The sequence below is a fragment of the Cryobacterium sp. TMT1-19 genome (assembly GCF_004403055.1).
GTDB lineage: Bacteria > Actinomycetota > Actinomycetes > Actinomycetales > Microbacteriaceae > Cryobacterium > Cryobacterium sandaracinum.
Map to the genome: position 1 here is coordinate 129,463 of NZ_SOHB01000028.1, position 14,281 is coordinate 143,743.

Sequence of the window (14,281 nt, forward strand, 5' to 3'; positions counted from 1 at the left end):
GCTGGTGTGCGTTCGGTGCTGGTGTTCTGGTGCTTGAACAACGTTAGCCGCTGTGATCAGGCGAGGGCGGCGTGGATGAAGTCGGTCATTCGCGCCGAGCCGTCGAGTCCCCCGACGGATGCCGCCGCGACGCCCATCCGGCGCACGCGCTCCCGGTCGGTGAGCACGGGAACGAGCTCGTGCTGCACCCAGTTCGGCACGAAGTCCGCATCGTCGACGAGGATCCCGCCGCCGGCGCGCACGACGTCCGCCGCGTTGAAGCGCTGCTCGCCGTTGCCGACGGGGTACGGCACGTAGACGGCCGGGATGCCGAGAGCGCTGAGTTCGCACACGGTTCCGGCGCCGGCCCGGGACACCGCGAAGTCCGCCGCGGACAGCGCCAGGTCCATCCGGTCGCAGTAGGAGATCAGGCGGTAGTGGTGCAGACCTGGGTCTGTCACCTCCGACTTCTCACCGGTGATGTGCAGCACCTGCCAGCCGGCCTTGATCAGACCGGGAGCCGAGGAAGCGATGGTGTTGTTCAGGCGCCGAGCGCCCAGGGATCCGCCGGTGACCAGCAGGGTGGGGCGGTCGGCGTCGAGGACGAAGAGCGCCAAGGCCTCCGGGCGCGCCTGAGCCCGGTCAAGCTCGGCGATCTCGGGTCGCAGCGGCATCCCGACGACGTGCGGGTGGCGGATCCGGGTGCCGGGAAAGGCCACCGCGACGTGGCGGGTGAAGCAGGCGCCGAGCCGGTTGGCCAGCCCGGCCCGAAAATTGGCCTCGTGGATGACGATCGGCACCCCCGCCCGGCGTGCCGCGAAGTAGGCCGGGGTCGATACGTAGCCGCCGAACCCGACGACGACGTCGACCGTGCGGAACCGGATCAGATCGGCCACGTCGCCAATGGCCCGGTTCAGCCGTGGCAAAAAAGAGAGGGCCTGTCGGTTCGGCCGGCGTGGGAAAGGCAGTCGGGGAACGAAGACGAGCTCGTAGCCGCGGGCCGGCACCAGGCGGGCCTCGAGGCCCTCCCTGGTGCCGAGAACGATGACTGTCGCATCCGGTTCCCGGCTCATGATGGTGTCGGCGACGGCCAGCAACGGGTTCACGTGGCCGGCGGTTCCGCCCCCGGCCAGCAGATAGGTGGTCACTGTCGGGCTCCTGACGTGTCGGTTGACATGGCGGCGCGTCGTGGCGGCTCCGCGTGGTCGCCCCGGGTGAATGAGAGCACGATGCCGATCGCGCCGAGGGTCGTGAGCAGGGCGGTGCCGCCGGCGGACACCAGCGGGAGCGGAACACCCAGCACCGGGAACACGCCCAGGACCACGCCGATGTTGACGAAGGCCTGGCCGATCAGCCAGACGAGCACGGCGGCCGTCGACACGCGGGCCTGCAGGCTCGTGCCGGTGCGCATGATGCGCAGGAACGCGAAGGCCAGCAGGATGAACATGAATAGGACGACGATGGCCCCGATCAGTCCGAGTTCCTCGCCGACGATGGCGAAGATGTAGTCGTTGTCGGCCGCGGGCAGCCAGGACCACTTGGCCTTGGAATTGCCGAGCCCGACGCCGAAGATCCCGCCGTTAGCGAGTGCCCAGGTGCCGTGCAGCGGCTGCCAGCAGGGTGCCGAGATGGGGCCGTCGAGCTCTTCGCAGCCGGCTCCCATGAAGCTCAGGATGCGGGTCATCCGGTTCGTGCTCGTCAACGCCATCAGAACCGCGAGCACGACCCCGGCGCCGAGAGGCACTGCCAGGAGGCGCAGTCGCACGCCGGCGAAGAACAGGGCTCCGAAGAGGATACCGGCCATGATCAGGACGGTTCCGAGGTCACCGCCGATGAGCACGAGCAGCACGGCGCCGCCGCCCACGCCGAAGACCGGAATGTACACGTGGCGCCAGTCGTCGAGCCGTTTCTCCTTCTGCGACAGGATCATGCCCAGCCAGACGACGAGGGCGAGTTTGATCGCCTCGGAGGGCTGGAACTGGACTCCGCCGACCGACAGCCAGTTGGTGTTGCCGGCCACCTCGACGCCCAGCGGCGTGAACACGACCAGGCATTGCAGGAGACAGGCGACGATGAGCATCGGCCAGGCCACACGCCGCCAGAACTTCAGCGGCAGGTGGCTGATCATCAGCATCACCGGAACGCCGATCAGCGCGAATCCCCCCTGGCGCAGGACGGTGCCGAAGAAGCCGGTGTTCTCCAGGTAGGAGTCGACCGAGGAAGACGACAGCACCATGACCAGGCCGAACACGACGAGGAACAGGGTCGTGCCGAGCAGCAGGAAATAGCTCGCGGACTCGGCCTTGAACACCCGGCCGAAATGAATTCGGGTGGAGGCGACGGGCGCGGCCTGCCTAGGCGCCGGGGTTCGAGGCGGAGTCTTCATCCGCCTCACCTCCCAGGTGCTCCCGCACGGCTTCTGCGAACAACCGGCCCCGCTGGGCGTAGTCGGTGAACTGGTCCATAGACGCCGCGGCCGGGGCCAGCAGCACGACGTCGCCGGTTTCTGCGAGACCGGCCGCGAGGCGGACCGCCCCGGGCATCACCTGACCAGTGTCGTCGGCGTCGATCTCGAACACCGGCAGCTCCGGCGCGTGTCGCGCGAATGCGTCCCGTAACACGGAGCGGTCGGCTCCGATGATCACGGCCCCGCGCAGGCGGCCGACGTGCCGGGCTACCAGGTCATCGACGTCGACGTCCTTGAGCAGGCCGCCGACCAGCCAGACGACGGTCTCGAAAGCGGTGAGCGAAGCATCCGCCGCATGCGGGTTGGTGGCCTTCGAGTCGTCGATCCAGCGGATGCCGGCAAACTCGGCAACGATCTCGATCCGGTGCGCGTCGAGGCGGAAACCCTCCAGGGCGTCGTGGATGACGCCGGGCGCGACGCCGAAGGACCGGGCCAGAGCGCTGGCAGCGAGGATGTCAGCGAGCAGGTGCGGCGCGCTGAGCCCGCGGGCCCGGAGTTCCGGCGCGGTGGTGATCTCGATGGCGGTCTCGAACCGGTCCTCGTGGAACGCGCGGTCGCAGAGGATGCCCTCGACGATGCCGAAGTCGCTGGGCCCGGGGGCGCCGAGGCCGAAGCCGATGGCCCGGGCACCCTCCTGCACGTCGGCGTCCTCGACCATGCGGATGGTCGCGGCATCCGCCTTGTTGTAGACGCAGGCCACCTGGGTATTGGCGTAGACAGTGGCTTTCGCATCGCGGTACGCTTCGGCCGAACCGTGCCAGTCGAGGTGGTCGTCGGCGATGTTGAGGCAGACGCTGGAGAACGGCACGAGGGCGCCGGGACCGGTGCGGGGCAGGTGGTGAAGCTGGTAGCTGGAGAGTTCGACCACGAGCACGTCCCAGCCCTGCGGGTCGCGCACGGCGTCGAGGACGGGCACACCGATGTTGCCGCAGGGTGCGACGCGCAGGCCGGCGGCGGCGAGCATGGTGGCCGTCAGCTGCACGGTGGTGGTCTTGCCGTTGGTGCCGGTGACGAGGATCCACTCGGCCGCGGGCCCGACCTTGTCCCGCAGGCGCCAGGCCAGCTCGATGTCTCCCCAGACCGGTACCCGGGCCCGAGCGGCCCAGAGCAGCAGAACGTGGTCGGGGTGGTAGCCGGGCGAGGCGATCAGAACCTCCGGCCGGTGCCGGGTCAGTTCATGCGGAACGACGCCCGGCGCGGCCCGCACCAGTCCCGCCCCGATCACGTCGAGCAGGCGGATGGTGTCGGCAGGGGCGTCCCCCGCCACGACGAGCACATCCGCGCCCAGTTCAACGAGGGTGTCGGCGGCTGCGAAGCCGGTGACGCCCAGACCGAGCACGGCGACACGGAGGCCGGACCAGTCGGAGTGCCAGCTGGTCAACCCGTCGAGGCGCGGGGCGTCAGCCCCAGCGGACCCGGCCTCATCGGCGTGGCGACCAGCCACTAGCTGGCCAGCCATTCGAGGTAGAAGGTGCCGACGCCGGCGGCCACGAACAGCCCGCCGATGATCCAGAAACGCACCACCACGGTGACCTCGGCCCAGCCCTTGAGCTCGAAGTGGTGATGGATGGGGCTCATCAGGAAGATGCGCTGGCCGCGGGTCACCTTGAAGTAGGCGCGCTGCACGATCACCGATCCGGCCTCGATCACGAACAGGCCGCCGATCAGCACGAGCAGCAGTTCGGTGCGGCTCAGGATGGCCAGGGCGGCGAGGGCGCCGCCGATGCCGAGCGAACCGGTGTCGCCCAGGAAGATCTTGGCCGGCGAGGTGTTCCACCAGAGGAAGCCGATCAGGCCGCCGACGATGGCCGCGGAGACGATGGCCAGGTCGAGCGGGTCCCGAACGTCGTAGGCGCGGTAGAGGTCGGCGATGTCCGCTCCCCCGAAGCGGGCCTGGTTGGACTGCCAGAAGCCGATCACGATGAACGCGCCGATCGACAGGATCGACGACCCGGTGGCGAGCCCGTCGAGGCCGTCGGTGACGTTGACGCCGTTGGACGTGGCCGTCACGATCAGACAGATCCACAGCACGAACAGGGAGATGCCGATGATGCTGCCCAATTGCATGAAGTCCAGCGGCAGATCTCGCAGGAACGAGATCTTAGTCGACGCCGGCGTGACACCGTTGGCGTTCGGAAACTGGATGGCCAGGATGGCGAACGTGCCGGCCACGAGAACCTGGCCGGTGATCTTGGCCCAGCCGCCGAGCCCGAGGCTGCGCTGGTTGCGCGTTTTCAGGAAGTCGTCGACGAAGCCGACCATGCCGAGGCCCACCATCATGAACAGCACCAGCAGCGGCGACGCCGTGACCGGGGACCCGGTCAGCCACATCGCCGAGAAATAGCTGACCACGGCGCCGAGGATGATGATGATGCCACCCATGGTGGCCGTGCCGCGCTTGGCGTGGTGGCTCTGCGGGCCGTCGTCGCGGATGAACTGTCCCCAGCCCAGCTTCTTGAACAGCCGGATGAACAGCGGCGTCAGCGACAGGGTGAAGACGAGGGAGAAGGCTCCGGCCATCAAAAGTGCTCTCACGAGAACCACTCTCCCAGACGGTCGCCCAAAAATCTCAGGCCGGCGGAATTGGAGGATTTCACCAGCACGGTGTCCCCCGGTTGCACCGTGGCGCAGAGCAGGTCGAAGGCCTCGTCGGCATTCTCGACGAAGGCCGACTCCCCGTCCCAGGATCCCTCGTTGATGGTGCTGATGTGCATGCGCCGCGCGCCGCGCCCGACCACGATGAGCTGGGAGATGTTGAGGCGCACGGCGAGCAGCCCGACGCGGTCGTGCTCCTCACCAGCCAGTTCGCCCAGCTCGCTCATCTCGCCGAGAACCGCGATGGTGCGCCGGCCGGGAACACCGATCTGGGCGAGGGTCTTGAGCGCCGCCGTCATGGAGTCCGGGCTGGCGTTGTAGGCGTCGTTGATGACGGTCACCCCGTCCCGGCCGCCCATGACCTGCATGCGCCAACGTTCGGCGGTCTGAACGGATTCGAGGGCGGAGACGATGTCGTCGATCGGGACCCCCAGGATCTCGGCGGCGGCGGCGGCGGCCAGAGCGTTCATGACATGGTGTTCGCCGAGCACCTGGAACGCCACCGGGCGGGACTGGCCCGAGGCCAGGTGCAGCGTGAACGTCGTTCCGGACGCGGAGGCGTGCACCGCGGTCGCGCGCACTCCCTCGTCGCCGTACTGGCCGAACCAGACGATCCGGGCCCGGGTGGAGGCGGCCATACCGGCGACGCGCGGGTCGTCGGTATTCAGCACGGCGACATCCGTCGCCAGCAGCTCGGTGACCATTTCGGTCTTCGCGCGGACCGTGGCTTCGATGCCTCCGAATTCGCCGGCGTGGGCGAGGCCGACCTTGAGCACGATCCCGATGTCGGGACGGGCCATCCGGATGAGCCGGGCGATCTCTCCGACGCCGCTCGCGCCCATCTCCGCCACCAGGAAACGGGTGTCACGGGTCAGTTCGAGCATGGTCAGCGGCGCGCCGACCTCGTTGTTGAAAGATGCGCGGGCCGCGACGGTCGGGCCGACGCGCTCGAGCACGGCGCGGAGCAGGTTCTTCGTCGTGGTCTTGCCGTTGGATCCGGTGACGGCGACGATCTTGAGGTTGCCGGCTTCCCGCACGCGGGCCACGACGTCGGTGGCGAGGGCGCCGAGGGCGAGCACGGCGTCCGGCACGACGATCTGCGCCACGGGGAGATCAAGGTGTCGTTCGACGATCAGCAGGGTGGCGCCGCGTTCGACGGCGGCCGGGGCGAAGAGGTGGCCGTCAGTCACCGCACCGGGCTTGGCCACGAAGATGGAGCCGGGAACGGTGTCGCGCGAGTCGGTGTGCACCATTCCGTCGGTCACGGAGTCGATGCTCCGAGAGGTTCCGTCCAGGTGGAGCGTGCCGTCGACGGCCAAGGCGATCTGGCCCAGGGTCAGGGCGATCATCTACAGCCACCCCGCATCGCGCAGCGCCTGGCGGGAATCGTCCCGGGCGGAGTACGGAATCTTCACGCCGGCAACCTCGTGGTAATTTTCATGGCCGGGTCCCGCATACAAGATCGCGTCGCCTTCTTTCGCTAGGGACAGCGCCGTCCGGAACGCCGTCCGAGGGTCGGGCACCTCATGGAACTCTCCGCCGGGCACGGCCTCCCGTGCGGCAGCGAGCAGAGTGGCACGAATGGCCGCGGGGTCCTCGAACCGAGGGTGGAAGTCGGTGATCACGACGACATCCGCCCCGCGGGCAGCGATCGCCCCCATGTCCGCCCGTTTCGTGGTGTCGCGGTCGCCGTCGGCGCCGAAGACCATGATCAGTCGGCCGGGAGTGAACTTACGGATGGCGGCGAGGGTGTTCAGGAACGCGTCCGGGCTGTGCCCGTAGTCGATGTAGACGAGCGGTCCCGTGTCCCCGGAGATGCGCTCGGCGCGCCCGGGGATGTAGACGTCGATTCCGCCGTCACGATCGAGGGAATGGGCGATCGCCTCGAGGTCGTAGCCGGATTCGACCAGCATCAGGATGGCCAGGGCGGCGTTGGCGGCCATGAACCAGCCGACCAGGGGAACCCGGGTCTGCAGGCGGCGCCCTTCGGGGCCCTCGAGCAGGAACTCGGTGTACAGCGCGCTCTCGGAGACGATGGACATGTGCCAGTCGGCGGCGACGTCCGGGTTGCTGCTCAGGGTGGTGGCGGGGATGCGGCACTCGTCGACGATGCGGCGGCCCCAGTCGGAGTCGACCGTGATGACGCCCCGCCGGGAGCGGTCGGGCTGGAACAGCTCGAGTTTGGCCTGGAAGTACTCGTCGAGGCCCGCGTAGTCGTCGAGGTGGTCGTGACTCAGATTCGTGAACCCGGCGACGTCGAAGACGAGCCCGTCCACGCGGTGGCGGGTCAGCGCCTGGGCGGACACCTCGATCGCAACGGCGCGCACCTCGGCCTCTCGCATGCGGGAGAGGAGGGCGTGCAGCTCGGTTGCCTCCGGGGTCGTCAGCGAGCTCACCACGGCGAGGTCGCCGATGCGGCGCTCGGCCGTCGAAGTGAGGCCGGCCACGACGCCCAGCTGGTTGAGCAGGGCGAAGAGGAGGTAGACCACGCTGGTCTTGCCGTTGGTGCCGGTGACGGAGAAGAGCGTGGCCGGATTGGCGTCGGTGCGGTAGATCCAGGCGGCGACGGCACCGAGCGCGGCGCGCGCGTCCGGGGTCACCAGGATCGGCAGGCCGCTGTCGGCGGCCAGCACCGCCCCGGCCTCATCGGTCAAAATCGCGACCGCACCGGACTCGCGGGCGCCGGCGGCGTAGGTCGCGCCATGACTCGCGCGCCCGGGAACGCCGACATAGAGGTCTCCGGGCTGAACGGTTCGGGAGCTCAGGCTCACGCCGGTGACCTCGAGGCCATCGACATCGCCGTGCACATACAGTTCGAATTCATCGACCAGTCCCGACAACGATCTGGGGACCGGATGCTGAGGACGGAGAGCCGAGGGTGCCAATTCGGTCACGGGGCTCGCTTTCTTACCAGGTACCGGGAAGGGCAGGCGCGGTGGCGCCCGAGGGGACTGCCCGGTACTTCTTCAGCACCTGACTCATGACCTCTTGAAAGATCGGAGCAGATGCCGCGGAAGAGTTCAGTTTAACAGGGTCGGCGAGGCTGACCGAAACGACATACTGCGGATCGTCGCCCGGAGCGAAGCCGGAGACCGACACCAGGTACCCCTTGGTGTACCCACCCCGACCATCGGGCATCTGCGCCGTCCCGGTCTTCGCGCCCACCCGGTAGCCCGGAATCTCCCACGTCTTGGCCAGCCAGGCCTTCTGGTAGACCATCTCGAGGATGTCTGCGGTCTCCCGGGCGGCGGCGGCCGACACGACCGGGGTGCCGACCGCTTCGGGCACGTCGGTCATGCTGCCGTCAGCGTGGCGGCAGCCTGCGACCAGCTGCACGGGCATCCGCACGCCGTTGTTGGCCAGGGTCTGGTAGATGCTGGAGACCTGGATGGCCGTGGTGGTGAGCCCCTGACCGAACATGGTCGCGTACTTGGTCTGGTTGTCCCAATCTTCGAAGGGGCGCAGGGTGCCGGATTCCTCGGCGAGGAAACCGGACTCCGAGGCCGAGCCCACACCGAACTTACTCATATATTCGTAGCGCTGCTGGTCACTGATCAACTCGCCGAACTTCGACATGCCCGTGTTCGAAGACTCGATCATCACGCCCGTGAGGGTGAGGTTCAGGTCGGCGTGGTTGGAGCTATCGTTCACGTTGGCACCGTTGGGAGGCAGGTACCGGTAGGGCGCGACGACCCGGCTCAGCGGGGTGGCGGCCCCCGCGTCGAGAACGGATGCCGTGGTCAGCGCCTTGTACGTAGAACCGGGCTCGAAGGGGGCGGTGAAGGCCCGGGAGCCGCGGTCCTCGGCGTCGGGGGTGCCGTTGACGTTGTTGGGGTCGACCGACGGGTAGTCGGCGACCGCGACGAGCTTCCCGGTCTTCACCTCCTGCACCACCACGTTGCCCCAGGCCGCGCCTGTGGCGACGGCCTGTTCGGCCAGCGCCTGCTGCACGAACCACTGCAGGTCGGAGTCGATGGTCGTGACGACGTCGCCGCCGTCCTTGGCCCGGACCGTGGTGACGGTGCTCTGGGGCAGGCGCACGCCATCCGCTCCCTTCTCATAGGTCTCCGTGCCGTTGGTGCTCGCGAGGCAGGCGTCCTGCCCGAGCTCGATGCCGGCCTGAGCCTCTCCCCCGGAGGAGACGAATCCGACCAGGTTGCCGGCCACGGCGCCGTCCGGGTAGACCCGGCCCGGGTTCTTCTCGGCGTACATCCACGGGATGTCGAGCTGGTCGATAGCCCGGAACACCGAGACGTCCACGGCCCGCACGACGACGGCGTAGTCGGAGTCCTTGTCGGCGGCCAGGGAGCCGGAGATGATCTGGAGGATCTCGTCGCCGGTCTGCCCGGTGAGGGCGCCCACCTCCGCGGCCGCCTGCGCGACCGTCACGGTCACGGCCCCATCGTCGGTGGTGCGGTCGAATTCCGCGGCGTTCCGCGGAGACAGGGTGATGTCATACCGCATGACCGTGCCGGCCAGGACGACCCCGTTCGTGTCGACGATGTCTCCGCGGGCTCCGTAGACGGGCTGCTCGACCGACCGGTTGCCCAGCGAGTCGGCGCTGAGCGTCTCGGCGCGCACGACCTGGATGTCGACGAGCCTGACCACGAATACGGCCACGAACACGAACAGGATCAGGATCGTCGCGGCACTGCGCCGCCTGCTGGACCGGGAGCTGCTCGCCACTGCGATTCCTGACTGCGGCCGGAGCCGCGGGTTGGGCGCGTTCTGGGAACGAAACTAACGGGAGGCGGGCGGGACGTCCCTCGCGAGACGGGCGAACCGGGGCGGGCTAGCGGGTCGTGGGCGTCGGCAGAGCGTTGGGTTCGGCTGCCGGGGCAACCGGGGCGACCGCCGCGGGGACCTCGGCCGGTGAACCGCCGAGGCTGGCTCCCTGACCGGTGTTCTGCGGCAGTTCCGTGACCAAAGGTACGCCGGCGAGGAGCGAGTTGGGCACCAGACTCGCCGTACCGGGCGAGCTTCCGCTGGCGGAGGCGGGCGCGCCGAGAACGGCGGCGTCGGACAGGCGGAGGTACACCGGGTTGGAGTTGCTGACCATGCCGAGTGCTTCCGCGTTCGCGGCCAGGCTCTGCGGGGACGAGACCCGCACGAGGTCCTCGGTGACGCTCTCCGCCGTGCGCCCGAGTTCGACCTGGCTGGCCTGCAGCCGGGACACCTCGTAGGCGGACTGGGAGATCCCGACGCTCAGCAGCAGCTGGGCGAGCACGATGGCGGCCACGCCGGTGACGGCCGAGAGGGCGTAGACGATCTTCGGACGCGCGTGACGCTGGCTGCGCGGCGAGACGATCTCGATGTGGCGAGGCTCCGGCACCGAAACGGTGTCGGCGGTGCTCTCCCAGTTGGGTCGTGGTGCGCGTGCGAGGTTGTCACTCATGCGGCTCTCCTCAGTCGCTCGGCGGCGCGAAGGCGAACCGGCGTTGCGCGCGGGTTTCTCGCCTTTTCTTCGTCCGAGGCCAATTCGGCCCCTCGGATCACAAGCTTGAACAGTGGTTTGTGTTCGGGAAGTTCGATCGGCAATCCGGCAGGGGCGGTGGAGCCGGATGCCTTCGCCAGGGTCTTCTTCACGATCCGGTCCTCGAGGGACTGGTAGGCCATGACGACGATGCGCCCACCGACCGCGACCGAATCGAGCGCTGCGGGAATGGCGCGCTCGAGCACGGCGAGTTCCTGGTTGACCTCGATGCGCAGCGCCTGGAAGACCCGCTTCGCGGGGTGTCCGGCGCGCTGAACGACGACCGGTGTGACGGCGGTGATCACGGAGACCAGCTGGGCCGACCGCACGAACGGGGTGGTCTCCCTGGCCTCGACGATGGCCTTGGCGTAGCGTGCCGCCAGCCTCTCCTCGCCGTACTCGTGGAAGATCCGGCGCAGCTCCTGCTCGCTGTACGTGGCCACGATGCGCTCGGCCGTCAGGTCGCTGGTGTTGTCCATGCGCATGTCCAGCGGCGCGTCCTTGGAATAGGAGAAACCACGCTCGACCCGGTCGAGCTGGAGCGAGGACACGCCGAGGTCGAAGAGCACGCCGGACACCTCGCGGATGCCGAGGCCGGCCAGCGCGTCCTGAATACCGTCGTAGACGGTGTGCACGAGGTGAACCCGGTCGCGGAACGGCTTCAGCCGCTCCTCGGCGATCGCGAGGGCGTCGAGATCCCGGTCGAGTCCGACCAGGACGAGCCCGGGGAATCGCTGCAGGAACGCCTCGGCGTGCCCGCCCATGCCGAGAGTGGCGTCGACGAGCACGGCGCCGGGTCGTTCCAGTGCCGGTGCGAGCAGCTCGACGCAGCGGTCGAGCAGAACTGGGGTGTGGATGTCGTTGATGGCCATAGTCCCGGGTGGTTCCTGATTCCTGATCCCCATCCATTCGTCTCTGCCACCGGGGAAGTGTGTCAGGCAGAACGGCTGGGAGTCAGGCGTCAGGAGCTAGATGAGTCCCGGAATCACCTCCTCCGTGATGTTGGCGAATGGTTCTTCCTGTTCGGAGAGGTACGCGTCCCAGGCGGCGGTGTCCCAGATCTCGACCCGGTTGCCGGCGCCGATCACGGTGAGGTCCCGGTCGAGCCCGGCCCAGGCGCGCAGGTTCGCGGGGATGGTCACCCGGTTCTGTTTGTCGGGCTGCTCTGCGCTCGCGCCGGAGAACATCATGCGACTGAAGGAGCGCCCGCTCTGGTCCGTGAGCGGCGCCTGGGAGATCTTCGCGTAGTACGCCTCGAACTCCCGGCTCGTGAACACGTAGAGGCAGTTCTCCTGGCCTCGGGTCATGACGATCCCGGGAGACAGCTCGTCCCGGAATTTTGCGGGAAGGATGATGCGGCCTTTTTCGTCGAGCTTGGGGGCGTACGTGCCAAAGAACATTCATCTCCCCCTCTCATCCGGTCACGGTCCAGATCTTGCTCCACTTTACTCCACTTCGATCCACCAAACAGAATAAACGCGCAAATATTGGAGACATTTTCCCTACTGATCCGCATGAACACGGGGAAAAGCAGAGTGGAGGGAAATCCAACGCCGGGATTCATTTCGCGCCGTTTTCGGGCACAAAAAAAGGGCCGATCGGATGATCGGCCCTGTCTGCGAGGTGCGGTGGAGCGGAAGTGCAGTCGAGCGGTGGTGAGGAGGTTACTGCTGGCCGTCCTGGCGACGATCCCAGCGTTCGTTCATGCGATCCATGAAACCGCGCTGAGACGACCGCTGCTGCTGGTTCGGACGGGAGCGCGGAGCGGCTGCGGACATCCGCCGGGCGGACTTGCTGGGCGTGGTCGCGAACAACACCCCGGCAAACATGATGATGAAGCCGAGGACGCCGAGCCAGAGCTGCTGGATGGCCACGCCGGCGATGAGAGCACCGATGCCGGCAACCGCGGCCAGAACCCCGATGGAAATCGAGCGGTAGTCGGGCCGGAGGCTGCTGCCACCGACGGTCGCCACGAAGTCGGCGTCATTGTGGTAAAGGCCGCGCTCCATCTCTTCGAGGAGTCGCTGCTCTTGTTCCGAAAGCGGCATCTCATTCCTCCTATTTAGGATCGCGCTGTGCCTCACCGAGTCTAACCCCGCCGTGATGGCTAGGCTAGGCAAGTGGCGCAAAGCAATCATCTGATCGATCTGGTTCATTCTCGCATCGACGAATTCCTCGAAACTCGTTTACCAATTGTGACAACCATCAGCCCCGATCTCACGCCGCTGGTGGAGTTCTCACGGCAGTTTCTCAGCGGTGGCAAACGCTTCCGGGCGCTGTTCTGCTACTGGGGCTGGCAGAGCGTCGGCACAGGCGGATCCACTGGTGCGAACAGGGATTCCGACCACGCCCTGACCGCGCTGGTGCCGGTCATCTCCGCGGCGGCGGCCCTGGAAATCTTCCATGCGGCAGCACTCGTCCACGACGACATCATCGATAATTCGGATACCCGGCGCGGCGCGGCCTCCGCCCACAAACTCTTCGAGGGCATGCACGGCCAAAGCGGATGGGCAGGCAGCCAGGTCGCGTTCGGCCGGGCCGCCGGAATCCTTCTCGGCGACCTCCTGCTGGGCTGGAGCGATGAGCTGCTCGACGAGGGGCTCGCGGCAGCCACCGACGCGTCGGTCGCGGTCCGGGCACGGATAGAATTCAACCGGATGCGCACGGAGGTCACCGTGGGCCAGTACCTCGACATCCTCGAAGAACGCGCCTGGTTCACCCAGCCCGAATCGGAACTCTTCGACCGGGCGCTGCGGGTCATCGTCTTCAAGTCGGCCAAGTACAGCGTGCAGGCGCCGCTCGTGATCGGCGCAGCCCTGGCCGGCGCCGGCCCGGACCACCTCGACGCCCTGCGTGCCTTCGGACTGCCGCTCGGCATCGCATTCCAACTTCGGGACGACCTGCTCGGGGTGTTCGGCGACGCCTCCGTCACCGGCAAACCGAGCGGCGACGACCTCCGCGAGGGCAAACGCACTGTACTGGTCGCTCTGGCGCGCGAGAACCTGACGGACACGGCCCGCGAGAACCTGGACGAGCTCCTCGGCGACCCGCTGCTGACGGAAGCACAGATCGGGATGTTGCAGCGCGCCATCGTCGACAGCGGCGCCGTCGAGCGGATCGAGGCGCTCATCGACTCGAACGTCGCCGAGGCCCTCGCAGCGCTCAAGGGATCACCGATCAGCGGCGCGGTCACGACGCGGCTGATGGAGCTGGCCGAGACAGTGACCCGCCGCGCGTTTTAGGAGCGCTGAAAAGTCAGGCGAGCGCCTGGGCGACCCGGCGCACTTCGGCCTTACGGCCGGCAAGCAGTGCCTGGACCGGGGGAACGCCGAGGCTGCCGTCGACCTCAAGGAGCCAGCGCATCGCCTGCTCGTCACTGAAGCCGTCGTCGGAGAGCACGATCAGCGTGCCGCGCAGCTCAGGCAGCGGGGCGCCGTCCCTGATGAACGCGGCGGGAACCTGCAAGGGGCCGTTGTCACGGCGCATGGCGAGCAGCTGCTTGTCGTCGATCAGCTGACGCACGCGGCTCTGGCTGACGCCGAGCACCCGGATGAGGTCGGCGATGGACAGCCACTCTTGATCTGAGAACGATTCGGTCACTCATCAAGCCTCCCATGATTCGACGGGGCGGACAAACTCTCATGGCGCAAACGCGCGTGTTGATGCCCAGAATGGGGGCCAACCTGATTGACTGGGCAATACTGTGCCAGCACCGCTGTCGCACGCAATCGACGGGAGCGGAATGTCGGCACCAGCCAGCAGGAACA

The 14,281-nt window shown here is 67.8% G+C and carries 13 protein-coding genes; 1 reads left to right on the plus strand and 12 read right to left on the minus strand.

The annotated features are described in order from the left end of the window. Window positions 1-56: 56 nt before the first annotated feature. From E3T40_RS07630 to E3T40_RS07680, 11 genes are all read right to left on the minus strand, one after another. Window positions 57-1,127 (minus strand): glycosyltransferase, encoded by a 1,071-nt coding sequence (locus E3T40_RS07630; protein WP_104194792.1) that lies wholly within the window; start codon window positions 1,125-1,127, stop codon window positions 57-59. After that, window positions 1,124-2,365 (minus strand): putative lipid II flippase FtsW, encoded by a 1,242-nt coding sequence (gene ftsW / locus E3T40_RS07635; RefSeq protein WP_134543049.1) that lies wholly within the window; start codon window positions 2,363-2,365, stop codon window positions 1,124-1,126. The genes E3T40_RS07630 and ftsW overlap by 4 nt, the downstream gene beginning before the upstream one ends. Next, window positions 2,334-3,890: a UDP-N-acetylmuramoyl-L-alanine--D-glutamate ligase gene (gene murD / locus E3T40_RS07640; protein WP_370287893.1), complete on the minus strand. Its 1,557-nt coding sequence runs from the start codon at window positions 3,888-3,890 to the stop codon at window positions 2,334-2,336. The genes ftsW and murD overlap by 32 nt, the downstream gene beginning before the upstream one ends. Beyond that, on the minus strand, window positions 3,890-4,981 hold the full coding sequence (gene mraY, locus E3T40_RS07645) for a phospho-N-acetylmuramoyl-pentapeptide-transferase (protein ID WP_104194853.1): 1,092 nt from the start codon (window positions 4,979-4,981) through the stop codon (window positions 3,890-3,892). Before mraY ends, murD begins: the two co-directional genes overlap by 1 nt. Next, entirely contained in the window at window positions 4,978-6,390 is a 1,413-nt protein-coding gene (gene murF / locus E3T40_RS07650; protein ID WP_134543051.1) for a UDP-N-acetylmuramoyl-tripeptide--D-alanyl-D-alanine ligase, read from the minus strand. Before murF ends, mraY begins: the two co-directional genes overlap by 4 nt. Further along, on the minus strand, window positions 6,391-7,935 hold the full coding sequence (locus E3T40_RS07655) for a Mur ligase family protein (protein ID WP_134543052.1): 1,545 nt from the start codon (window positions 7,933-7,935) through the stop codon (window positions 6,391-6,393). A 13-nt stretch (window positions 7,936-7,948) separates the two neighbouring features. Then, window positions 7,949-9,727 (minus strand): penicillin-binding protein 2, encoded by a 1,779-nt coding sequence (locus E3T40_RS07660; RefSeq protein WP_241981704.1) that lies wholly within the window; start codon window positions 9,725-9,727, stop codon window positions 7,949-7,951. Between the two features lie 106 nt (window positions 9,728-9,833). Continuing rightward, window positions 9,834-10,436 (minus strand): hypothetical protein, encoded by a 603-nt coding sequence (locus E3T40_RS07665; RefSeq protein WP_134543053.1) that lies wholly within the window; start codon window positions 10,434-10,436, stop codon window positions 9,834-9,836. Further along, window positions 10,433-11,386, minus strand: coding sequence for a 16S rRNA (cytosine(1402)-N(4))-methyltransferase RsmH (rsmH, locus tag E3T40_RS07670; protein WP_134543054.1), 954 nt, complete (start codon window positions 11,384-11,386; stop codon window positions 10,433-10,435). Before rsmH ends, E3T40_RS07665 begins: the two co-directional genes overlap by 4 nt. Before the next feature lie 96 nt (window positions 11,387-11,482). Continuing rightward, a complete protein-coding gene (gene mraZ / locus E3T40_RS07675; RefSeq protein ID WP_134543055.1) occupies window positions 11,483-11,914 on the minus strand; it encodes a division/cell wall cluster transcriptional repressor MraZ in 432 nt (143 codons plus the stop codon). A 264-nt stretch (window positions 11,915-12,178) separates the two neighbouring features. After that, window positions 12,179-12,562 carry a DUF3040 domain-containing protein gene (locus tag E3T40_RS07680; RefSeq protein WP_104194799.1) on the minus strand — a complete coding sequence of 128 codons (384 nt, stop codon included), beginning with the start codon at window positions 12,560-12,562 and terminating at the stop codon, window positions 12,179-12,181. A gap of 72 nt (window positions 12,563-12,634) precedes the next feature. Between E3T40_RS07680 and E3T40_RS07685 the strand changes: the two genes are divergently transcribed. Continuing rightward, complete coding sequence (locus E3T40_RS07685) at window positions 12,635-13,756, plus strand: polyprenyl synthetase family protein (RefSeq protein WP_134543056.1); 1,122 nt, start codon at window positions 12,635-12,637, stop codon at window positions 13,754-13,756. Window positions 13,757-13,769: 13 nt separating this feature from the next. Here E3T40_RS07685 and E3T40_RS07690 read toward each other — a convergent pair whose 3' ends face one another. Further along, window positions 13,770-14,114 carry an Rv2175c family DNA-binding protein gene (locus E3T40_RS07690; RefSeq protein WP_134543057.1) on the minus strand — a complete coding sequence of 115 codons (345 nt, stop codon included), beginning with the start codon at window positions 14,112-14,114 and terminating at the stop codon, window positions 13,770-13,772. Window positions 14,115-14,281: the final 167 nt, after the last annotated feature.

Bases quoted from the DNA above. Each gene is read 5' to 3' on its own strand.
- ftsW (WP_134543049.1), bottom strand. From the start codon at position 2,365: ATGAAGACTCCGCCTCGAACCCCGGCGCCTAGGCAGGCCGCGCCCGTC.
- murF (WP_134543051.1), bottom strand. From the start codon at position 6,390: ATGATCGCCCTGACCCTGGGCCAGATCGCCTTGGCCGTCGACGGCACG.
- E3T40_RS07665 (WP_134543053.1), bottom strand. From the start codon at position 10,436: ATGAGTGACAACCTCGCACGCGCACCACGACCCAACTGGGAGAGCACC.
- rsmH (WP_134543054.1), bottom strand. From the start codon at position 11,386: ATGGCCATCAACGACATCCACACCCCAGTTCTGCTCGACCGCTGCGTC.
- mraZ (WP_134543055.1), bottom strand. From the start codon at position 11,914: ATGTTCTTTGGCACGTACGCCCCCAAGCTCGACGAAAAAGGCCGCATC.
- E3T40_RS07680 (WP_104194799.1), bottom strand. From the start codon at position 12,562: ATGCCGCTTTCGGAACAAGAGCAGCGACTCCTCGAAGAGATGGAGCGC.